This is a genomic window from Gilliamella sp. Pas-s95 (assembly GCF_009795795.1).
GTDB classification, from domain to species: domain Bacteria; phylum Pseudomonadota; class Gammaproteobacteria; order Enterobacterales; family Orbaceae; genus Gilliamella; species Gilliamella bombicola.
In genome coordinates this window covers 1-23,283 of record NZ_WTFC01000031.1, presented here as the reverse complement: position 1 = coordinate 23,283, position 23,283 = coordinate 1, and the positions used below count along the sequence as shown (strand labels likewise).

Below are 23,283 nucleotides of genomic sequence, written 5' to 3'. Positions count from 1 at the left end.
TTGTTATTGCTTAATTTTAAATATGATATCATCAACTGTAACTTCTGTTTTATCAGTTAATGAAATGAATTGGAATTGATCGGTATTAACAATAATAATTGGGGTAATTAACGGGTAGCCAGCTTGCTTGATTGCCTCAGGATTGAAGCTGATTAGTAAATCACCTTTTTTAACTTTTTGGTGTAATTCAACGTGATATGCAAACTCATTATTGGTTAAATTAACCGTATCAATTCCCACATGAATTAATAACTCAACGCCATTATCTAATGTTAATCCAATGGCATGTTTAGAATTTTCAAATACCGCAGTTACCTCGGCATCAAAAGGCGCATAAACGTGATTATCAGTAGGTTCAATTGCAATTCCTTCACCCATTAGTTTTTTTGAAAAAGCAGGATCGGGCACTTCACTTAATGGTAAAGCATGACCTGTCATTGGGCTTTTAATGTCAACTTCATCAAGAAGAATTTTAGGATTATCGTCTTGGTTATTGATAGTTTTTTGGTTGTTAAAATTATCTTGTATCGTTTCGCCAGTGCCAAAAATTTGGATTAAAATTACAGGGCCAATTAATGCAATTGCTGAACCAATTGCCACACCAAAAAATGAACTCATATTATCGGGTTTAATGGCATTGACAATGGTTAATGGTCCTGGTAGTGCTGCATAAGTATAGTAATAAGGTGTAAAGAACCCAGCAACAATGCCACCCAAAGATGCGCAGATACATCCATAAATAAATGGCTTTTTAAAACGTAAGTTTACACCATAAATAGCGGGTTCAGTGATACCAAATAAACCAGTGATAAATGCAGATAATGAAACACCTTTCATTTCTTGTGTTTTAGTTTTTATATAAAAACCTAGTGCAGCACCCACTTGACCAATTACGGCAATAGTTTGGAATGCTTGGAATGAATCTTGCCCATATTGATTGATATTTTCGGTGATGACAGGTGTTATTCCCCAATGTACACCAAAAATAACCAATACTTGCCATACAGCACCAATCAACCCACCCGCAATGAAAGGCGCAAGATTAACTACCCAATTATAACCATTGGCAATATAGTGAGCTGCGTTTGCAGTTATTGGTCCTATAGCAATAAGTGTTGATGGCACCATAATCACTAAACAGATTAAAGGCATTAAAAGAGGTTTGATAATACTATGTAATCGTGGTTCCAAAAATCGCTCTAAATACGACAGTAGCCACACCAAAAAAAGTGGCGGTAGTACGGTTGAGTTATAAGGCGTTTCTGATAATGCAATACCAAATAAATCGATTTCTGTCCCTGCTTTGATTAATTCTGCCAATTTTGTCCAAGTGGGTGAAAGTAATGCGGCACAACAAGCCACCGCAATGTAAATATTACAACGAAAATGTTGTGAAGCAGTAATAGCAATAAAAATTGGGAGAAAGAAAAAAGGTGCCCAAGAAATAAAGTCAAAAATTTTATAAGTACTAGTTGTTTCAAGTTCAGGAAAGGCTAATTTAATTAAAATTAAGATCCCTTGTAAAATCCCCGAAGCGGCTAAAACGTAAACAAATGGCGCAAAAACAGCTGACATCGTCGCAATAACACGATTTAAAATATTCGCTTTATCATCATTCGTTACTTTTTTATCAGTATTAATCAGTTGAGTAAAGGCGTTATAAACTTTATCAACATGTGTACCAATAACCACCTGGATTTGACCACCTTTTTCAACAACGGTAATCACGCCCGGCAATTTAGCGATGTTCTCTTTTGCGTGATCTGGTGTATGTTGGGTAACAAGGCGAAGACGCGTTGCACAGCGAGAAACGGTCACAATATTATTTTCACCGCCTAGCTCATTTAAAATATCGACAGCTAGTTTGTTATAATCTCTAATTTTTGAAGACATCCATAATACTCCTAAAAGCAATTTAGTAAGGTTATTTTATCGACAATTTCAAAATTGTTAATTACCAATTATATTGTTTGTGATCTTGATCGACTTTTACATCATTTAATTTAAAAGTTAAAATAACTTGTATAAAATAATGTTTAAATTTTTCATTAAATAAAAGATATAAAAATGATTAAATATCAGGATGTTGCAAAAAAAATCAAACAGACAATTTATCAGCAGCAATTAGCTAAGGGTACCCAACTTACCAATATTGAAGGGTTGATTAATCAGTATCAGGTAAGTCGTAGCACAATTATTAAAGCGCTTAATTGTCTAGAACGACAAGGCGTTATTTATCAAGTGCAAGGCAGTGGCATTTTTGTTCGTGAACGCAAAAAAAGAGGCTACCTCAATTTTTTACAAAGTCATGGTTTTACCGTTGATTTAGAAGATGTTTATGGCTCATCGACAGTTTTTAATGTTGATATTATCAAGCCCTGTGCAAAAGTGAAAGAGAATCTACAATGTGATGATCAGGAAGAAGTTTATTTTATTAAACGACTACGTTACGTTGAAGGTAAATTATATGGCTTAGAGCAGTCATACTATCGCAAAAAACTCATCTGTTATTTAAATAAAGAGATCGTTGAAAATTCAATTTTTAATTATATTCAAGAAAATTATAATATTAATATTGGTTTTTCTGATAAATATATGCAAGTAATAAAGCTTGATGCTGAAATGGCGCAATATTTAGGACTGCAAGCCGGTGAGCCAGCACTTTGTGTTGAAGAAATATTTTACACTTCATCAGGTGAACCATTTGATTTTTCAAAAATCATTTATCATTATGAAAATGCAAGATTTTGCATACAAAATCACTCAAAGTAAGTTTCAGTGATGAGTTATTAGGAAGATGAATAAGAAATCGATCATTCATCTTCCTTTAATTGTTAGCGAATTTAACTGTTAACAATTAAATTCTACCACCAACCCCCTTAAACTTTTCAACCAATGCGGCGATTTTTTCAAAGACTCGGCTCTTTTTAATTAAATATTGAGGATTAAGTGGACTCATTTTAGGTAGAATTTCGTTCAGCTCTGTGCCATTTTCAGTTGCATACTCTCGCTTTAACGACGAGGCAATATAGCGTTTTGTTGCTGCTTCGTTCAAATTTTCTTCTTCGATTAAGGTATTTAGTTCTACCTGTAACTCTTGCTGTGCATATAAGAAAAATGCATCAATAATTGAGGCCTTATCTGGAATAGCGTCAAGATCAGTTTGTTTTATAAATTCAACAACTAGCTCCTCTTTAGCGCGATTTTCTAAACTTGACCGAATTAATCGCTGAGCATCTTCGACAATGTCTTGTTTGGTTTTTTCTTGCTTATTTTGTTCATAAATTAACTCAAGAATATAATCCAGATTGATCTCTTGTGATTTTAATAGATCAATTTCGAAAACCACATCATCCCAGTCAAATCTTTGCTGATCTTGTTGATTGGCTTCTTTTTCTCGGCGTAGCCAATCACGAATATCATTATAAGTTGAACGATAATTTTGAATGGCGCGATCAGTTGGTAGTTTAACAGCTTGCATTTTTTGCAGATCTTCATCAGTCATATAATGCTTGTTTTTAAACGCTAAAACTGCCTGCGCATCAGTCATATCTAATTGTTGGAAATCTTTTAATGCAACAAATTCATCATAATTTTGTAATATATTATCAGCACGCAAGTACTCGCCAAATAATTTAACGAACGCTTTTTTATCTTTGTCGGTAATAATTTCGTCAGGATGTGGGAATTTGTCTTGCAATTCGGCAACGATAGCTAAATAGCCATGGTGCAATTCGCCTGAGTTTTTATCAGTAAATCCTTCCATGTATTCCTTAAAGCTTTTTTCTAACACCACTTCACGAGTATTGCTTTTACCAAATGTTTTTATCGCATCAATGGTAGCTTGTTCTAAATCACGGAACGCCACAATATTGCCAAAGGTTTTAGTGGCATTATAGATACGATTGGTACGAGAAAAGGCTTGAATTAAGCCATGATATCGCAGGTTTTTATCGACAAATAAAGTATTGAGCGTTGGCGCATCAAAGCCAGTTAAGAACATGCCAACGACAATTAATAGATCGACTTCTTGATTTTTTACTTTTAAAGACAGATCGCGATAATAATTTTGAAACTGATCGCAACTAACATCAAAGTTAGTTTTAAACATCTGATTATAATCTGCTATCGCAGTTGCTAAAAACTCTTTAGCGCTTTGATTTAAGGCATCGGTTTCAAAACTTTCATCGGCAAAATTACCCTGTGCATCTTGTTCTTCATTGGCAGAATAAGAAAATATGGTGGCTATTTTTAACGGCTGATTGGTATTTTTTTGTAATTTTTTGAATGATTCATAATAGAGTTTAGCCGCATCGACACTACTCACTGCAAACATGGCATTGAACCCTTTACTTTTGCCCATTAATCGGTGGGTTTTTTGTTTAAAATTATTCAGAATATATTGTGTGATTTGCTCAATACGGTTTGGGTGGAGCAATGCTTTTTTATTTTCAGCAGCGCTGAGTTTTTCGAGATTTTGTTCTTGCTCTATCGATTTAAAATTAGGGCGCACATCATTATAGTCAACTTTAAATTTTAGTACCTTTTCGTCACGAATTGCATCGGTTAATACATAAGCGTGCAGTTCACGGCCAAAAACATCTGCCGTGGTTTGCGTCCCTATTGCGTTAGTATGCATAATCGGCGTGCCAGTAAAACCAAATTGGTAATATTTTTTAAATTTACGCTTTAAGTTTTTTTGCGCTTCGCCAAACTGGGAGCGGTGCGCTTCGTCAAAAATAAATACCACATGTTTATCATAGATCGCTAAGTCATCGTCGCTTTTCATTAAATTATTAAGCTTTTGAATCGTTGTGACAATAATTTTATTATCGGTTTTCTCAATATTGCGTTTAAGTCCAGCGGTACTATTTGAGCCATTGACACTATCTTTTGAAAATTTTTGATACTCTTTCATGGTTTGATAATCCAGATCTTTACGATCCACCACAAAAAAGACTTTATCAATAAATTCTAATTCGGTTGCAAGGCGTGCCGTTTTAAAACTGGTTAATGTTTTGCCTGATCCTGTTGTGTGCCAAATAAAACCGCCACTTTGTAAGCTACTCCACTTTTTGGCATGATAAGCGCTAATGATTTGCCACAATATACGCTCGGTGGCGGCAATTTGGTAAGGGCGCATAATTAACAATGTGTCATTCACATCAAGCACCGAATAAGTCAGTAACACATTTAACAGCGTGCGGCTGGCAAAAAAGGTAGCAGTAAAGTCTTTTAGATCTTTTATCGGTTCATTTTTAACATTTGCCCAATTCATTGTAAAATCAAAGCTGTTTTTATCGCGCTTAGTGGTGTTAGCAAAATAGCGCGTGTCGGTGCCATTTGAGATAACAAACAGTTGTAAATATTTAAACAGTGAATTGTCTTGATTAAAACTCTCTTTACTGTAACGATGCACTTGGTTAAAGGCTTCACGAATGGCAATACCCCGCTTTTTTAATTCAACTTGCACAAGGGGCAAGCCATTCACTAAAATCGTCACATCATAACGATTTGCATAATTGCCAGTTTGCTGAAATTGACGGATAACTTGTAATTTATTATTGGTGACATCTTTTTTATCTAACAGCTTGATATTTTGGATATGACCATCATCAAAAACAAAATCATAAATATGATCGTGGTGGATTTTGCGACTTTTATCGATCATCGATTCATTGGGTTTATCTAAATACTCTAATACAAAACGTCGCCATTCATCATCAGTAAATTGCATTTTGTTCAGTGTTTGCAACTGCTCGCGAATATTGGCTAATAACTTTTCATGCGTATTTAAATTAGGTAAATATTCATAACCTTGTCGAGTTAAATCATGAATAAATTCATTTTCTAAATCCGTTTCAGTCTGATAAACAGCTGCTGTCTCTTCAAGTTTGTTGTAGTTATCTAAAATAATATAGCTATTGGTTTCGGCAATTGGTTTTGTATAAGTCGTCATATTCTATTCCAGCTATTTAAAATTATAATTTTTAAGTAAATGATTAAGTAAAAATGCAACAGTTTGCTTTTCAGGTTCAGAAGGTTCGGAAACCATTTCATTAGATAAGGTTGAATGGCTGGTAAAATTGATAATCCGTGTTAAGTAAAGTTTTTTATCGTCAGGCAATAAGTCTGACCATTTATCATAACCTAAAAAACCGGCGGTTTTTTCATATAAGTTACGTAATAGGGTAAAATGATATTTTTCAATTTTATTTTCCTTAACCGCTTCTTGCAGCAACTGTTTTAAATAAAGATGATAGGAAAAACTACGGTTTGAATCGCCTTTTTTCTCTTCTAATGAAAATTTACCGTTCTCAAATCTTCTTAAAATATAACCATTTTTTAAATTTAATTCATTATAAAGCACATTATAAAACAGCGGGTTATGGGTCGTAATAATAAATTTAATGTCAGTTCTACTGGGTTCGAATTCACTGGATTCGATTAATTGGGCAATATCTACCGCCAATTGAATAAGATGATTCTCGTCCAATGAACTAACGGAGTCATCAATAAAAATATAGCGTAAATGGTCAAATTCATTAGTCGAGCGTTCGCTTTTGTAAGTAATATTGCGCTCTGCGATAACTAAGTTAATCAGTGTAAAAAAAACACTCCAAATTAAATTGTTTTCTTCGCCTTTAGAGATTTTAATATTATCAATACGCTGATCATTATTGCCTGTTAGCGAAAAAGTAATAGCAGAAAAATCCTCGTTGAAATGTGGCAGTAATCTTTGATGAGTATAGGATTGAAAGTAACGAACAATATTTTGGTCTTGTCCTTGGTCTTTTAAAATCCAGTCAGTAAATGAGTTAGGTTGAATGATTAATTGATGTTCACCCTCTTGGTGTTTATCATTATTCCAAGCAAATAAATCCTCAGTAAAAGCGTTATAGTACAGGATATTGTGCCTTGTTAAGGCTGCATTATTCTCTTTATCATCTTTACGTTGCGATATAATTAAATTCTTAAAGGCTTGAGATAAACGTGTTTTACCAGTGCCGTTAAAGGCATAGATTAATTGGACTTTTCTATTGTTTTTATCCAGCTTTTCAGCAATATTCCTTAATGTGGCATTCATTTTTTTATAACTCTATCTTATTATTCTTGCACTTTCGGAAAGTCTAATAATAAATTCCGATAATATTCATATTGTTTTTGACGTAAGGCAATCTCACGCGGTAAACCCTCGGTGATTGAGTTGGTAAGCGCATCGAATTTATCTAAGATTTGGACAATTCTGTTTTGAATACTGAGAGATGGAATTGGTATAATAAATTTATCCGTATCTGGCGTAGCTATTTGTGGCATTTGCATTTTGCTGCCAATGTTTTGAAAATGTAACTCTTTAGTTTTCAAAAAATAGTAAACATATTTGATATTAATACTCCCATCTTTAGAATGGTATGACCACATTTCGTTTTTATGTGAAAATGGTTTATCGTAATATTCAAATTCAATGATACCGCGAGATTTTACAATAATAGACGGTTCTCGATTGATATCTTTTTCAGGTATATCGTCAAAATTGACTAAAGCAAATGTTTTACCTCCAGCAAAAATCTTTAATGGTGCATTATTTTTATGAATTTCTTTCATTTTAGATGCAGTGATTTTTGTGCCCTTGGTTCGATGAAGAATTTCACCTAAAGCTTTCCACTCAACCTCATCATCTTTAAAGGTCAACAATTTATCTCGATAATAGTTGTATTGTTTTTGTCGTGCCGTAAGCTCTGCTTTGAGTTCTGCTGTGAGTTCTGCAGTGAGGGTTGTGAATGTGTCTAAAATACGGACTATTTCGGTTTGAACGAAGGTAGGGGGAATAGGTATTCGAATTTTTTCTACTTGATTACTCATAAGTTTTGGATTTCCCATTCCTGAATAAACATGTTTTTTGGCTTCAATTGACAGCCAATAAAATAAAAATTTGTAATTTAATTTAGAAGAATTATTAAGTTTAATTAATCCACTTACGTTAGTAATTGAAAATTTTCCTTTTCGGTAAAAGACAGTACCAGCATTTGCTCCATCAGTGGTCCAATTAACGAATTCTCCGTCAAAGTCAAAAGTGTTTATTTTACCAATTTCTCCATTTTTTGCTGTTTGAGAGCTGTATACTGGATAATAACCTATATTTTTAGCCAGATCTTCTTTTGATATTACACGCCCACGTCTTAATTCAGCCACTTCCCCCAGCGTCTTCCACTCAATTTCAACACCTTTCAGCAACTCAGTTATATTACTATTCTTAATCATCCCTCAATCTCCGCCACAATCGCGTCTATTTGGCAACGTAAGCTATCAATTTTAGCTACTGTATCTTTTATTTCGGCATTAAGCTTGGTGATATCAATCACTTGACGGGTATCTTCGGCTTCAACATACGAACTGACTGATAGATTATAGTCATTTTGCGCAATGGTTTGATTATCGACTGATTTAGCAAAATATTCGATATCTTGCTTGCTATCAAATACTTGCATAATTTCTTGAATATGATCCTCAGTGAGGACATTATTATTAGTCTCTTTTTTAAACAGTTTACTGGCATCAATAAATTGTGTCGTTTTGACAGTTTTATTTTTGGCAAGCACCAAAATATTAACCGCAATCGATGTTCCATAAAATAAGTTGGGTGCGAGCGAGATTACGGTTTCAACAAAATCATTATCGACCAAATATTTGCGAATTTTTTGTTCCGCACCACCACGATAAAATATCCCCGGAAAGGTAACAATTGCCGCTCGCCCTCGCTCGGATAAATAACTTAGTGCATGCATAATAAAGGCAAAATCGGCTTTCGATTTTGGTGCTAGTACGCCAGCAGGTGCATATCGGTCATCATTAATTAATGTTGGATCGTCACTGCCAATCCATTTAATTGAATAGGGTGGATTAGAAACGACTGCATCAAATAGCTTTTCATCGCCAAATTTTGGATTAAGTAGCGTGTCGCCTAAAGCAATTTCGAATTTATCATAGTTGATATTGTGTAAAAACATATTCATTCGAGCAAGGTTATAGGTGGTATGATTAATCTCTTGACCGAAGAATCCATCTTCAATGATATGTTCATCAAACTGTTTTTTCGCTTGTAACAATAAAGAACCCGAACCTGCCGCTGGGTCATAGATTTTATTGACCTTTGTTTGATTATGTAAGGCTAATTGTGAGATTAGTTTCGATACATTCGGTGGCGTAAAAAATTCACCACCAGATTTACCAGCATTCGAGGCATAATTAGAGATCAAAAACTCATAAGCATCGCCAAACAGATCGATTTGATTGTCGGCAAAATCACCAAAATCGAGTTCGGCAACACCATTAAGTACCGCAGCTAACCGTTTGTTTTTATCGGCAACAGTATTACCTAATCGGTTACTGGTGGTATCAAAATCGGCAAATAATCCTTTAATATCGCTTTCTGACGGGTAACCATTAGCTGAGCTTTCAATCGCATTAAAAATATTGGCCAAATCAGTATTTAAACTTGAATTGGTATTGGCTTGAGCTACAATTTTACAAAATAATTGGCTAGGATAAATAAAATAGCCTTTGGTTTTTATTGCGTCTTTTTTAACTTCATCGGTAATGACATCATCGGATAATGTGCTGTAATCGATACCTTCTTCACCACCTTCAATATAATTGGCAAAATTTTCACTAATAAATCGGTAAAATAATGAACCTAAAACATATTGCTTAAAATCCCAACCATCAACAGCACCGCGAACCTCGTCGGCAATTTTCCATATTTGGCGTTGTAGTTGATCACGTTGTTGCGTTCCGGACATTGATTGGGCGTTATTAGAAGTCATATTTTCAAAATTCCTAAATAAAAAATAGGTGTTGCCTAATGAGAAAGTAATCGATTTTTACTTCTTTATTAGTCATTTTATCGCTAACTGTTATAGGTGCTATATCATAGCTGATTTGTTGTTATTTTTCTATCTGCGGGCTTTTTTATTGCTTTATTTTGAATAAATCTAAGGTTAATAATTTCTTCCATTTTTCACATATCAAAAAAACATCGATCTGGTCGCGCTCCTTGATTCTATTGCTGATTGAAAGTTGTAGATGAACATCATCCAATATCTTTTAAGAAAGATAGAAAATAAGTTAATTGATATAGGCTATTTTTCTATTTATAGGTAGATAAAATTCGAAAACGCTTAACGCTGTTTTTAAGGTTTTTATTAAAAATCTAAGCAAATTGGTCTTTTGAGTTTTAGGTTTGGGTTGTACTACGTCATAATAAAGTCCAAAAACTAAAAACCAGAACCCTTTTTTTTGCCATATTTTAAAAATAAATAAAATCAAATAATTAAAAATGTCCTTCAAAAAAGGGTTTTTAAAACCTAAATAGCTATTTGCCTTTTTACATACAATATTGATAGTATATTAACTTCTAGTTCACTGCCGTGTAGGCAGTTTAGAAAATTTATTGACGGCGCTAAAGCCGCTTGGGAATGTTCACTGCCGTGTAGGCAGTTTAGAAACGTCAACCGCCTGAGCGCTGGTTTATGTTAGAGTTCACTGCCGTGTAGGCAGTTTAGAAAAGATGAAGTTAATGCGATATTACAATTTTGCAGTTCACTGCCGTAAGGTAGTTTTAATTAATCACGAAACGGTATAGAATCCCGAATATTTTTTACAAAAAATATAGCTTAAAACGTGACAGTTGTATAAATACTTTATAATGAGCATACAACTTAGTAAAAAATTACGCGGTTTGTTTTTTTGTGTTGTATATGCAATGGGCATCATGTTAGTTAACGCTTAATTAGTTTTTTGGGTATTATCAATGGTTGGATGACTGACCATAATATGTTTAGCCAAATTAATGACGGTTATTTTTTCTAGGGTATTAACGCCATAGCACTTGTTGATGATATGGCGTTAATTTTATATATATTCATTACAGTCGTTTTTTAACTACTGTAACCGACGCGAGTGATTTCTACCATTAAATTAATAGGGTATTTTTAATATCTTCAATCGTTTTTGTGCCAGCTAGTTGCATGGTGATAGACAGCTCTTTGTTAAGATGATCAAAGACTGATTTTACTCCCTCAGCGCCACCTAAATTCAGACCATAAAGAATAGGGCGTCCAATAGCAACAAGATCAGCGCCACTTGCTAATGCTTTAAATACATGTTCGCCACGTCGTACACCGCTGTCAAAAATGATTGGAACACGTTTGGCAATAGTAGCTGCAATACTAGGCAATACCTCAAATGATGCAGGAGCACCATCTAATTGTCGCCCACCATGATTTGATATCCAAATCGCATCAGCGCCGGCAGATATTGCAATTGATGCATCTTCAGGTGATTGAATTCCTTTTACAATAACAGGTAAATTTGCCATGGCTTTAATTTTTTGAATATCAGAAGGAACGATACCTTGTTTTGCTGCGGCATAAATTTCGCTAATGCCTTTACCTGAACCATCGCCATTGCCGTTTGATTGACTGTAAGCACTGAGATTTTTCATAGGAAGTGGAAATTGAAATTTATTAACGATATCCTCTTCGCGATAACCGCCTAACGTTGAATCAACTGTTAGAATGATTGCTTTTGCGCCTGCTTTAACAGCTTTATCGATAATAAAACGGTTAAAATCATCATCTTTACTCATATAGAGTTGAAAAAAATACGGTACATTAGGCGCGGCATTTGCGGCATCTTCAATAGATGTATTGGCATAAGTACTAATACAGAAAATAGAACCTGCTGCAGCGACGCCTTTAGCGGTGTCCTTTTCGCCTTGTTCATGAGCCAATCCTTGGGCTGCTGACGGTGCTTGAATAATGGGTGTTTTTAATGAGATATCCCACAATTTTGTTGATAAATCTGCGTGATCAATACCTTGTAATACTCGAGGAACGATTTTTTTGCGATTAAACGATAAGGTATTTTCTCGCATTGTCCATTCGTCTTCGGCACCACCACGGATATAACCAAACGCCCCAGCCTCCATTCTTGCTTTAACTAATGCTTCTAAGGAAGCAATATTAACGATCTCTATAGCGTGTTCTTCATTACTTGTATGGTATGACATGATTCGCTCCTAATTATGAGAGTTAATACAACAGTACGGTTATACCACAGCTATTTTTTATTTAAAATTAAATAAAAATCATTTTTGACAAAATAGCACTTTTTTATATTCATCTTTGTAGAAGCTTTTTAAGTACAGATCATAGCCTGAAATATAAAGAAAATAGCAATGCAGTTATTTGGATTTTTTAGTTTGTTGTAAAGAGATTCAATAAAAAGCTTATTTTTTGCTAAACAAAAAAATAAACCTCGATATTATTCGAGGTTTTTTAATAATTATATATTAGCCATTGTATATTCAAATACTAATAGCTTATTTTATCCCGTATTCAGCCCGATAAGCCTCAACTTGTGCTACTTGATCTTTTCGTGATGGATCTTTGTAAAGGTATTGGATCAAATCATCAAGCGTGATAATTGAAATAACATCACAATGATAGGTTTGTTTAATTTCTTGAATTGCAGATAGTTCACCACGACCTTTTTCTTGACGGTCTAGGCAGATGAGCACACCAGCGAGTTTAGATTGGTTATCTTCTAATATTCTCATCGATTCACGAATTGCGGTACCAGCGGTAATAACATCATCAACCAGCATAACGCGTTGCTGATAGATCGAACTACCTACTAGATTACCTCCTTCACCATGATCTTTGGCTTCTTTGCGGTTAAAGCAATAAGGCACATCAATATTATGATGTTCAGAAAGTGCAACAACGGTTGATGAAACAATAGGAATACCTTTATAAGCTGGACCAAAAATAACATCGTATTCTAAGTTGGCATCCATGAGTGCTGCAGCATAAAAACGACCTAATAAAGCCAGATCTTTACCGGTATTAAACAATCCTGCATTAAAAAAGTAGGGGCTTTTGCGTCCTGATTTTAAGGTAAATTCACCAAATTTTAATGCTTGTCTATTTAAAGCAAATTCAATAAATTCACTTTTATATGATTTCATCGATTTTCTCCAATTAATCTTTTAAGGACTGTTTTTGCGCATCAATAATTGTTGCGATGCCATTTTTTGCTAATTCTAACAGTTTTAATAATTCGTCATGACTAAATGGTTCGCCTTCGGCAGTGCCTTGCACTTCAATCATACGACCATCATCTGTCATAACAACATTCATATCGGTTTCTGCGTTTGAATCTTCTATATATTCCAAATCACAAAGCGCTTCACCCTCAACAATACCAACAGATACTGCGGCCACTAATGATTTAATTGGGTTTTGTTTGATTTTTCCATTGGCTAGCATTTGGTTGATAGCATCATTTAAAGCAACACAAGCGCCAGTAATTGATGCGGTTCGAGTACCACCATCGGCTTGAATGACATCACAATCTAACGTAATGGTGTATTCGCCTAATAATTTAAGGTCAATCATGGCACGTAGTGAACGGGCAATAAGGCGTTGAATTTCCATAGTGCGACCAGTTTGTTTGCCTTTAGCTGCTTCGCGCTGGGTACGTGAATTGGTTGCACGCGGTAACATGCCATATTCAGCGGTTACCCACCCTTGGCCTTGTCCTTTTAAAAAGCGAGGAACCCCTTCGTCAACAGTGGCATTACAAAGTACTTTGGTTTCACCAAATTCGACTAATACAGAACCTTCTGCATGCTTAGTATAATGACGGGTTATTTTGATTGGGCGGACTTGTTCCGCAGATCGACCAGACGGGCGCATGCAATTCTCCAGCAGTTTTAAGTAAAAATTATCGTTTTGAGTTAATCATTTAGGAGGACATCAACAAGATTTAAGCGATGTTTAGCCTAAGCTAAGAGCGCATTATACAGAATTTATGATACAATGCCCAGCAAGTTTTTTACAATTTTAGGATGTTATTATGATTTCAAGCATGACTGCTTATGCAAGAAAAGAGGCCAACCAACCATGGGGAACGGCTTCTTGGGAATTACGCTCAGTCAACCAACGTTACTTAGAAACGTATATTCGTTTGCCCGAGCAATTTCGTTCACTTGAACCTATCGTTCGCGAAAAATTACGTAATCGCCTAACTCGTGGTAAAATCGAATGTAATTTGCGTTTTGAATTAGATCCTTCAGCACAAAATCAAGAACTTTCATTAAATAAAGAACTGGCTAAACAGATAATTAATGCTGCAAGTTGGATTCAAACTGAACAGGATACAGCTCAAATTAATCCTATTGATGTATTACGTTGGCCGGGTGTTATGTCGGCAAAAGAACAAAATTTAGATACTATCTCGCAAGAAATTTTAGCTCTACTTGATACCGCAATTGATGAGTTTATTGCGGTACGTGAGCGTGAGGGTAAAGCGCTTTGTGATCTTATTATCAAACGATTAGAAGCGATTACCGTAGAAGTTGACAAAATCCGCCAATGGATGCCACAAATTCTTGAATGGCAAAAAGAAAGGCTAAAAAGTAAATTAGAAGAAGCCAATATTGAACTTGACAATTCCCGTCTAGAACAAGAAATTGTTATGGTTGCACAGCGCATTGATGTTGCCGAAGAGCTTGATCGATTAATGACTCATGTAAAAGAGACTTATTCAATCTTGAAAAAGAACGAAGCAGTAGGGCGCAGGCTTGATTTTATGATGCAAGAATTTAATCGAGAATCTAACACTATTGCGTCTAAATCAATTAATGCTGATGTTACAGCTAGTGCGATTGAACTCAAAGTGCTTATTGAACAAATTAGAGAGCAAGTACAAAACATTGAGTGATCATTTATTCAATGAATAGAATACTTGGCATTTTAGCCGTCATATTGGCATCTATTTTATGGGGGACAACGGGCACAGCAGCTACATTTGCTCCCTCGCTTTCTCCTTTACTTATTGGCTCGTTAGCAATGGGCATTGGTGGCATTTTACAATGCACATTGGCGATACCCAAAATAATCAAAGAGCGTCATTTGTTAACCAAACATTTTGGTTTTCTTATTATTGGTGCCATTGCGGTAATGATTTACCCTTTAGCTTTTTATAGCTCGATGCGGTTGTCTGGTGTGACAATAGGAACGGTGGTCTCTATTGGCTCTGCGCCGATTCTTTCAGCCATTATTGAATATATTAGTCGTGATTTTCGGCTAACTAAACAATGGTTAATAGGAGCTAGCTGTGGCATTTTGGGAATAATTTTACTTGCCTTTTCAGACAATAACTCTACTACAAATCAATATGATCATATCACTATTGGCATTTTGCTAGGCTTAATTGCTGGATTCACTTATGCCTTGTATTCATGGTCTGCACGGCAATTAATGTTAAAAGGTATCGCAACAAAAGCGGCCATGGGCGCGACTTTTGGTTGTGGTGGCATCTTACTTATACCTGTTATGCTACTTACAGGATCTGCATTGTTTGACTCATTAACCAATATGACTGTTTGCATTTATATGGCATTGATTCCCATGTTTCTTGGGTATTTATGTTATGGCTATGGTTTATCTAAAATATCAGCCAGTTCAGCTATTACTATTAGCTTGTTAGAGCCGGTTATTGCGGCCATATTAGCGATGTTAATTATTGGTGAACAAATGTCATTAGTTGGGTGGTTTGGGGTTATATTGATTTTTATGTGTCTTATGTTTGTGACCTTATCGAGTATTACAAACTCATCGGCTTCGACATAATAAGGCTACAATACGAAATACTGAACGAAATTAATAGACTTTTGTTTTATTTTGATTTTACTAAAAATAGTTCAGTAATTTTAGTTTATAATAATTTAGAATATATATTTTAACTTCATTAAGTTTTGCTAATAAGGAATATAACGTGAAAAAATTAGTTGCATTATTTTTATTGTTCATATGTTTCTCAAGCCCATCTTATGCTCAAGATTTTCGAGATATTAGTTTTGACGAATTGTATAAAAAAGCGTCAGAAGAAAATAACCCAGAAGCTCAATTCTATCTCGGTATTAGATATCTTTATGGTATTTCTGTTCCAAAAGATGCACAAAAAGCAATAGAATGGTACGAAAAAGCTGCGGCACAAGGCATTGTAGAGGCCGCTTTAAATATCGGTAGCTTGTATTATAAAGGCGAAGAAGTAGAGCAAAATTACAGCAAAGCTTTTGAATGGTATCAAAAAGTAGCAGATAAAAATGCCGAAGCTCAATATAATTTAGGGGTTCTGTACGAAAAAGGTCAAGGCGTTGAAGAAGATCTAACAAAAGCTCGAGAGTGGTATCAAAAAGGGGCCGAAAATGGTAATGTTGACGCTCAATATGCTTTAGGCGATATGTATTTTGATGGTAATACGGTAGATCAAGATTATAGTTTAGCTAGAATTTGGTTTGAAAAAGCCGCTGAGCAAAATGAGCCTTACGCACAATGGAATCTTGGCGTGATATATTCTAATGGCTATGGTGTTAAAAAAGATACCAAAAAAGCGAAAGAATTGTTTCAAAAAGCTTGTGAAAATGGAATTAAGCATGAATTTTGTGAACAAAAATAAAAACGACTTCAGTAAATAAAATTGGGCTAAATTAAAAAGGGCGTTAAGCCCTGATTAACTTAAACGGCAGTATTAATTACAACAATGTCTTTTCTTGAGTGATTTAAAATACCAATAAAGTATCAAGCAAGCTGTAAAAGTTGATAACAAATCTGCCGTTGGTGCTGCTGCCCAAACGCCATCAAGCCCAAAGAATAATGGCAAAATATAGAGTGTTGGCAATAAAATAAGGATCTGTCTAGAAAGACTGAGTAAAATCGATACTTTTGCCATACCAATGCATTGGAAAAAGCTTGTGGTCACCATTTGAAAACCAATAAAAGCAAAAGAAAGTGTGGTATAGCGTAGTGCAATGGCTGATATTGAGATTAAATCCTCGTCAGCACTAAATGCACGAACTAAAATATCCGGAATAAAAAATCCAAGAATAAAGCCAATACTGGTAATTACAGTTGCTACTTTAACGGCATAGAAAAAAGTGGTTTTGACACGCGAATAGTTTTTTGCTCCGTAATTATAACCAATAATCGGTTGCATACCTTGATTAATCCCAATAACAATCATAATTACTAATGTGATCAATCGGTTGGCATTAGAATAGCCCGCAATAGCATCATCACTTGACACGTTAGACAGTGGTGCATAATGTACTAATTGCCAGTTGATAAAAACCACCACTATAGAAGCTGCAACCTGCATGGCAAATGGAGACATACCGATTGATATAATCGATTTAATATAGGTCAAGTTAAGGGTGAAATTGCGTCGATATAGCTTAATATTACTGTTTTTGCTGATAAAGTGTTGCATAACAAATAAGAAGCTAATAAACATGGATAACGTGGTTGCAAAAGCTGCTCCACGCATGCCCCAGCCTAAACCAATAATAAAAATCGGTGCTAAAATAATATTGGCAATTACACTAATAAACATGGTAACCATTGCTTTAAATGGATAACCACTGGCGCGCATCATATTGTTATAATTAAACGTTAACGTAATAAAAATACTACCCGGTAAATAAACCTCTAAAAATTCTCGAGCATATACATGATTAGTCGCACTAGAGCCGACAAAATGTAAAACGGGATCGACAAAATAGAGCAATAACGCCAAAGTTAAGCCACTTAAAACGGCCGTTAACATAAACGACGTGCCAGCGACCTTTTCGGCTTTATCGTTTTCGCCACGACCCAAAAAAATCGAAATCCGGCTCGCCGAGCCAATACCTACCAGCATACCAATACCTGCAGTTAGGTTCATAACTGGCAAAATAAGGCCTGCACCACTCAATGCTTCACGACCAATCCAATGGCCAATAAATATACCGTCAATAATGTTATACAGCGTATTTACGATTGTGCCAATTACTGCTGGCAAAGCATATTGCCAAAATAATGAACTGATTTTTTTATTTTTAAAATCATTATAAACATCAAGAGAGTGAACCATTGCTTTTATTTTTCCGCTGCTAAATATTGTAAAGAAGTTTCAGGTAGCTATACGTTTGAGTATAAGGCAGTATCATTATTATTCGAATTATCCATGATATGATCATGGCTGCGTATAGGCTATATTACCAAAATAATATACTTGATTTACTATTTTTACTTATTTTTTATGATTATAGCTTATAGTAATTATCTAAACTTTTCTATTGTAAATCTTGTTAAAAAATTTTAGATAATCATGCATTTCAGTATAGACTTGATGCAAGTTAACAGCACTAGTTTAACAGAGTGATAAATTGTTAATAGCACTTTTTTGACGCTTTGATAGAATAACGCTCTTACTGATTATTGCGATAAAATAGGAACCTCACCAATGAGCGTACAAATAGAAAAGATCATATTGCATAAATTAATTAGAAAAAGCGACACCGAAATCGAATTACAACTTCGCGAATCAATGTTAGGTAATGAACAAGCCGTTGTTAATCTAATCGAAGATATCAACCGCATCTACAACAACAAAAGCAAAGCCTATGGACTATTTAATAGCGATAGCTTATTTGAACAATCACTAAAAGAACTACGCCTTGGCAATCAAGACTTTTTACATTTTAGCCAAGAATCAACCAAACAACTGCGTAACGAATTAGCTAAATACCCTTTTGCGGAAGGGGGAACGGTTGTATTTTGTCAGTACCGTTATTTGGCGGTTGAATACTTGATTATTGCAGTACTAAATAGTTGTTTAAGTATGTTAGTGAATGAAGATTTAGATATCAGTGAAACACAATATTTAGACATTGACCATGCCGATATTATTGCCCGTATCGACATTACTGAATGGGAAACCCAAGCCGACTCAAAACGTTATTTAACTTTCTTAAAAGGACGAGTAGGGCGCAAGGTATCTGACTTTTTTATGGACTATTTAGGTGCTAGCGAAGGATTAGATGCGAAAGCGCAAAACAAAACACTGGTTAAAGCGGTCGATGATTACTGCCAAGAAATGCAATTTGACAAGCAAGACAAAACCAGTGCGCGCGAAAACGTTTACAACTACTGCCAAGCCCAATTACAAGCAGGTGAAGAAATTGAACTGAAAAATCTAGCCAACGAACTACCTGCCAGTGTTGACAATAACTTTATTGAATTTATTAAAAACAGTGAATATGATTTAGAAGAAACGTTTCCGGTTGATCGCAGTGCACTGCGTCAGCTTAAAAAATTCTCAGGTAGTGGTGGGGGATTAACGTTAAGCTTCGATTCGAATTTATTAGGTGAACGCATTAAGTGGGATCCGCAAACTGACTCCTTAGTGATTAAAGGCGTACCACCTAATTTACGTGATCAGCTACAACGCAATAGCGGTTCCAACTAATTATCAATCAACAACGTTATTAGGACACAACATGAAATACATTGGTGCACATGTAAGTGCAGCAGGTGGGGTAGACAATGCCCCAATTAACGCCTATCAAATTGGCGCAACCGCATTTGCGTTATTTACTAAAAATCAACGACAATGGCACGCCAAACCGCTTGAACCCACAATCATTGACAGCTTCAAAAAACGTTGCGAAAGATATGGCTTTACTAGCAAACAGATCTTACCGCACGATAGTTACTTAATTAATTTAGGCCATCCAGATCGAGAACAGCTCGACAAATCACGTACCGCCTTTTTAGACGAAATGCAACGGTGCGAACAGCTAGGACTGACATTACTTAACTTTCACCCCGGTAGTGACTTAAAACAGATTTCGGTTGATGAATGTTTAGCACGTATTGCCGAATCGATTAATATCACACTTGATAAAACACAAAATGTGGTTGCTGTTATTGAAAATACTGCGGGGCAAGGCTCTAACTTAGGCTATAAATTTGAACATCTTGCCCAGATCATTGACCAAGTTGAAGACAAAAGCCGAGTTGGCGTTTGTATTGACACTTGCCACGCCTTTGCTGCTGGCTATGACTTGCGTACTGAAAAAGCCTGCCAAGAAACCTTTGCCGAATTTGAAAAAATTGTAGGTTTTCAATACTTGCGAGGCATGCACTTAAACGATGCCAAAAGCGAATTTGCCAGCCATGTCGATCGTCATCATAGCCTAGGCAAAGGCAATATTGGCGAAGCAGCCTTTAAATACATTATGCAAGATCCAAGAATTGATGAAATTCCCCTTATTTTAGAAACCATTGATCCCGATATCTGGGCGCAAGAAATAAGTTGGTTAAAGCAGCAGGTAAAAGCATAATAAATTATTATATTTTCTACTTGACTACAAACAATGTGGGTAATGCTTACCCACAAACGAGGTTAAACATTGCATAAATGTTTAACCATGTTTCATTATTCCAATTGCGCTACAAGTTCAATAATTTCCGGCAAAATATCCAAAATCAAAGCCAATTGTTGCATCACTAACAGATCATTATTGGCTTTATCGTCATCTACTGAATTGACGGAAATGGTATCGATATAATCGACAACAGACTTTTTGATGGATTGATATTCGCCATCCATCTTTTTATCGCTTAACAGATTAATAATATAGACCGACAAATCGTCAAACAGATCGAGCGTCTGTTTTGAGATACATTTATCACGATGTGCGCCTAAAGTTGAAAGATAACTAATTAAAGTATGATTAAGCGTCAATAGACGAAATCCCTGATCAATAACCACTGGATTCATATGTGGCTCTTTGGTCATCAAACTAATTAACGACGATAAATCAGCATTACTATCATGCGTAGCTCGTCTTGCTAATCGATATTGTAGATCATTAGTTTTGCCAGACAAATACTGGCGTCCAATTAACGCTAAATAGTGACTATCATCATGACAAACACGATCAACGAGTTTAGGCAGATTTCTAAACTGCCAGTCAGGCCAAATAAAGCTCACGGCAAACCAAGCAATAAAACAACCAATCAACGTTGCAATAATGCGCGAAACAGCCACCGCAATGCTACTTTCGCCAATCAGACTAAAGCTAAAAAACACCAGTAATGTAATAAATGCTGTCGCGTAAGCATATTGCGAATTCTTAAATAGAAAAAATAGCCAACCGGTAATAATAATTAACACTAACTGTTCAGGTACGCTTGGAAATAAAAACGTTAATGGAATACCTACTATGATCCCCAAAATCGTCCCCATTACACGCAATTTTAGGCGGTGTTTTGTGGTGGAATAGTTAGGCTGGCAGACAAACAAGCTGGTTAAAATAATCCAATATCCATGTGGTAAATCAGAAAAACAAATGACCATATAACCCACAAAAAATACCACACACATACGGATTGCATGGCGAAACAGAGCCGATTTAACCGTCAAATTCCCTTTGATTTTGATAAAAATATCATGAAAACGGGTTAACTCCTCGTCAATTAACTGATTATCTTCTTGCTCTTTTGATAAATGTTGCTCGGTATCAATATTGGCAAGTAACAGATCGATAGATAGCAAATTTTGATGCAAACTTCTTAGCGCCTTCACCATCATCATATCGGCTTTATTGCTTGCGTGATACTGATTAATTGCCTCTTCAAGATACAAAAAATAACGTGAAAACAACGAATCATGCTGATAAGTCTGATTTAACTTAATCGCCATTGCCAACTGAGCACATGCCTTCGCCTGTAAATTTAAAATACGCGCAAATCGAAACAAGATATCACTATGCTTAAAATGCAGACTCAATGCTTGATAATTCCCATGTGCCGAACTTGCGCGCTCGTGGATATCTTGTGCCACAAAATAGTAGCTCAGCATCTTCCTAATATAAGCCTGCCCACGATAGCTTTTTAACCGATTAAATAGCGAACGCTTGGTGTGATTAAATGCGCTCACAAGCTGATTATTACTATCGGTCAACTGCAATGTCTGCTTTACAAAATCGTTGGTCTCATCGGGATCGAACATTGCCGCTTTAGCATCAAGATATTGCGCCAAATAAATAAAACACAGTGACAGCGACTGCTGGGTTGTACGAATAGGTTGAATGATCGACTCAATTAACGAAACAACATTATACCAAAGCGCGCCAAGTAACAAAAAACAAGGCAACGTATAATTGTCGGTATATAGGTTATGTCCAAGCATGGTATAAGCTGCAATCAAAAGCGACCCAAAAGCAATCACCCCATAACGCTGACCAAGCGACCCAAGCATAATAAAAATAAAAGTCGAAGACACCAAACCGACAATAAATAACACCGGAACATCAAATAACAGCTCGACCGAAAAAGTCGCAATAGCAAAACAGAACAACGTAAAGAGCAAATTAATACAACGGCTTAATAAACGCGTATCAATCTCGGTCAATCCTGCCGCAACCACCCCAAGTGTAAGGGGAATCACAAGCGATGTTTGCCCCAAATACCAAGGAACCAAAGTCGATCCAGTCAAACTAATTAACATTCGAAGACTAAAAAGAAGGTTGCTACTATAAAAGACTTTGCGTAAAGTCAAAATGAATCCGTGCACGGTATATGAACTTTGAATGGGATAATAGCTAATAGGATACTATATTGAGGGAGATTGGGGAAGTATACTTTGTAATCGTTGTTTTTTTGTTAAAAAACAGCTAAATAAAAAACTTTAATAAAATCAATACCTTTTCTGACCGATTTTTAGCGGAAAATCAAGCCTTTTTGTTTTGGTGAATAGAATAAATTAGGTGCAGTGGTTTCGGACGTTTTGACCTTTGGTGAATAAAATAGCCACAGTGACCACGTCCGAGCAAAGGGAATTAAAGCGAATTCCCTTTGCAATCCCACGCTTTGGCTACAGAATGTGGCCTACGGCTGCCCTCCGCCGTCGCTCGGTCTTAACGCACCGGCTATTATCCGTTCCAGACGGAGAATAGCCTCGCCAAACATCCCTGTTTGGCGTGCTAACCTCACTCTGTTGTCGGCACATTCTGACGCCGGAATAGGACAAACAACATAACCATCGTTTTTGGGATGGGTTATTGTGTTTTTATAAGGCAGTTTTTGCTAAAAAACACCAAATAAAAACTTCAATAAAATCAATACCTTTTCTGACGGATTTTTAGGCGGAAAATCAAGCCTTTTTGGGTTGGTGAATAGAATAAATTGGGTGCGGTGGTTTCGGACGTTTTGAACTTGGGTGAACAAAATAGCGATTGTGATCACGTCCGAGCAAAGGGAATTAGAGCGAATTCCCTTTGCAATCCCACGCTTTGGCTGCAGAATGTGGCCTACGGCACTACTCGTATCATCCTGATACTCGCCTCTACGAGGCCATCTTCGCTGTGCTCAGATGTTCAAATTTGTT

16 protein-coding genes are annotated in these 23,283 nt (G+C 35.8%); 6 read left to right on the top strand and 10 right to left on the bottom strand.

Going from position 1 to position 23,283, the window contains the following annotated elements; all coding sequences use genetic code 11:
* Positions 1 to 3: 3 nt before the first annotated feature.
* On the bottom strand, positions 4 to 1,893 hold the full coding sequence (locus GQ598_RS08770) for a glucose PTS transporter subunit IIA (protein ID WP_160403742.1): 1,890 nt from the start codon (positions 1,891 to 1,893) through the stop codon (positions 4 to 6).
* A gap of 174 nt (positions 1,894 to 2,067) precedes the next feature.
* On the opposite strand from GQ598_RS08770, the gene GQ598_RS08765 reads away from it, so the two are divergent.
* Positions 2,068 to 2,772: a GntR family transcriptional regulator gene (locus GQ598_RS08765; RefSeq protein ID WP_160403741.1), complete on the top strand. Its 705-nt coding sequence runs from the start codon at positions 2,068 to 2,070 to the stop codon at positions 2,770 to 2,772.
* An 85-nt stretch (positions 2,773 to 2,857) separates the two neighbouring features.
* On the opposite strand, the gene GQ598_RS08760 is transcribed toward GQ598_RS08765, so the two are convergent.
* The 7 genes from GQ598_RS08760 to rph all read right to left on the bottom strand — a co-directional run bounded on the left by GQ598_RS08760 (position 2,858) and on the right by rph (position 13,760).
* Positions 2,858 to 5,959: a type I restriction endonuclease subunit R gene (locus GQ598_RS08760; RefSeq protein WP_160403738.1), complete on the bottom strand. Its 3,102-nt coding sequence runs from the start codon at positions 5,957 to 5,959 to the stop codon at positions 2,858 to 2,860.
* Positions 5,960 to 5,971: 12 nt separating this feature from the next.
* Entirely contained in the window at positions 5,972 to 7,087 is a 1,116-nt protein-coding gene (locus tag GQ598_RS08755) for an anticodon nuclease (protein WP_160403736.1), read from the bottom strand.
* A gap of 20 nt (positions 7,088 to 7,107) precedes the next feature.
* Entirely contained in the window at positions 7,108 to 8,262 is a 1,155-nt protein-coding gene (locus tag GQ598_RS08750; protein ID WP_202112735.1) for a restriction endonuclease subunit S, read from the bottom strand.
* The gene (locus GQ598_RS08745) at positions 8,259 to 9,800 is read right to left on the bottom strand and encodes a type I restriction-modification system subunit M (RefSeq protein WP_160403758.1); all 1,542 of its coding nucleotides are present in this window, start codon (positions 9,798 to 9,800) and stop codon (positions 8,259 to 8,261) included. Before GQ598_RS08745 ends, GQ598_RS08750 begins: the two co-directional genes overlap by 4 nt.
* Positions 9,801 to 10,972: 1,172 nt before the next feature.
* Positions 10,973 to 12,070, bottom strand: a complete 1,098-nt coding sequence (locus tag GQ598_RS08740; RefSeq protein WP_160403735.1) for a lactate oxidase — start codon at positions 12,068 to 12,070, stop codon at positions 10,973 to 10,975.
* Between the two features lie 312 nt (positions 12,071 to 12,382).
* Positions 12,383 to 13,030, bottom strand: coding sequence for an orotate phosphoribosyltransferase (gene pyrE, locus GQ598_RS08735; RefSeq protein ID WP_160403733.1), 648 nt, complete (start codon positions 13,028 to 13,030; stop codon positions 12,383 to 12,385).
* A gap of 13 nt (positions 13,031 to 13,043) precedes the next feature.
* Positions 13,044 to 13,760, bottom strand: a complete 717-nt coding sequence (gene rph, locus GQ598_RS08730) for a ribonuclease PH (protein WP_091349461.1) — start codon at positions 13,758 to 13,760, stop codon at positions 13,044 to 13,046.
* A 160-nt stretch (positions 13,761 to 13,920) separates the two neighbouring features.
* Here rph and GQ598_RS08725 point away from each other — a divergent pair, with 160 nt between their 5' ends.
* The 3 genes from GQ598_RS08725 to GQ598_RS08715 all read left to right on the top strand — a co-directional run bounded on the left by GQ598_RS08725 (position 13,921) and on the right by GQ598_RS08715 (position 16,527).
* On the top strand, positions 13,921 to 14,787 hold the full coding sequence (locus tag GQ598_RS08725) for a YicC/YloC family endoribonuclease (RefSeq protein WP_160403731.1): 867 nt from the start codon (positions 13,921 to 13,923) through the stop codon (positions 14,785 to 14,787).
* A gap of 11 nt (positions 14,788 to 14,798) precedes the next feature.
* The gene (locus GQ598_RS08720; protein WP_160403729.1) at positions 14,799 to 15,698 is read left to right on the top strand and encodes a DMT family transporter; all 900 of its coding nucleotides are present in this window, start codon (positions 14,799 to 14,801) and stop codon (positions 15,696 to 15,698) included.
* 145 nt (positions 15,699 to 15,843) lie between these two features.
* Entirely contained in the window at positions 15,844 to 16,527 is a 684-nt protein-coding gene (locus GQ598_RS08715) for a tetratricopeptide repeat protein (protein WP_160403728.1), read from the top strand.
* A gap of 72 nt (positions 16,528 to 16,599) precedes the next feature.
* Here the strand turns inward: GQ598_RS08715 and GQ598_RS08710 are convergent, their stop codons facing one another.
* Positions 16,600 to 17,979, bottom strand: coding sequence for an MATE family efflux transporter (locus tag GQ598_RS08710; RefSeq protein ID WP_160403726.1), 1,380 nt, complete (start codon positions 17,977 to 17,979; stop codon positions 16,600 to 16,602).
* 372 nt (positions 17,980 to 18,351) lie between these two features.
* On the opposite strand from GQ598_RS08710, the gene yejK reads away from it, so the two are divergent.
* Both yejK and nfo read left to right on the top strand, forming a co-directional pair.
* Positions 18,352 to 19,356 carry a nucleoid-associated protein YejK gene (gene yejK / locus GQ598_RS08705; RefSeq protein ID WP_091349474.1) on the top strand — a complete coding sequence of 335 codons (1,005 nt, stop codon included), beginning with the start codon at positions 18,352 to 18,354 and terminating at the stop codon, positions 19,354 to 19,356.
* Positions 19,357 to 19,387: 31 nt separating this feature from the next.
* A complete protein-coding gene (gene nfo, locus GQ598_RS08700; RefSeq protein WP_160403724.1) occupies positions 19,388 to 20,233 on the top strand; it encodes a deoxyribonuclease IV in 846 nt (281 codons plus the stop codon).
* Positions 20,234 to 20,328: 95 nt separating this feature from the next.
* Here nfo and yccS read toward each other — a convergent pair whose 3' ends face one another.
* The gene (gene yccS / locus GQ598_RS08695) at positions 20,329 to 22,455 is read right to left on the bottom strand and encodes a YccS family putative transporter (RefSeq protein WP_202112733.1); all 2,127 of its coding nucleotides are present in this window, start codon (positions 22,453 to 22,455) and stop codon (positions 20,329 to 20,331) included.
* Positions 22,456 to 23,283 lie beyond the last annotated feature (828 nt).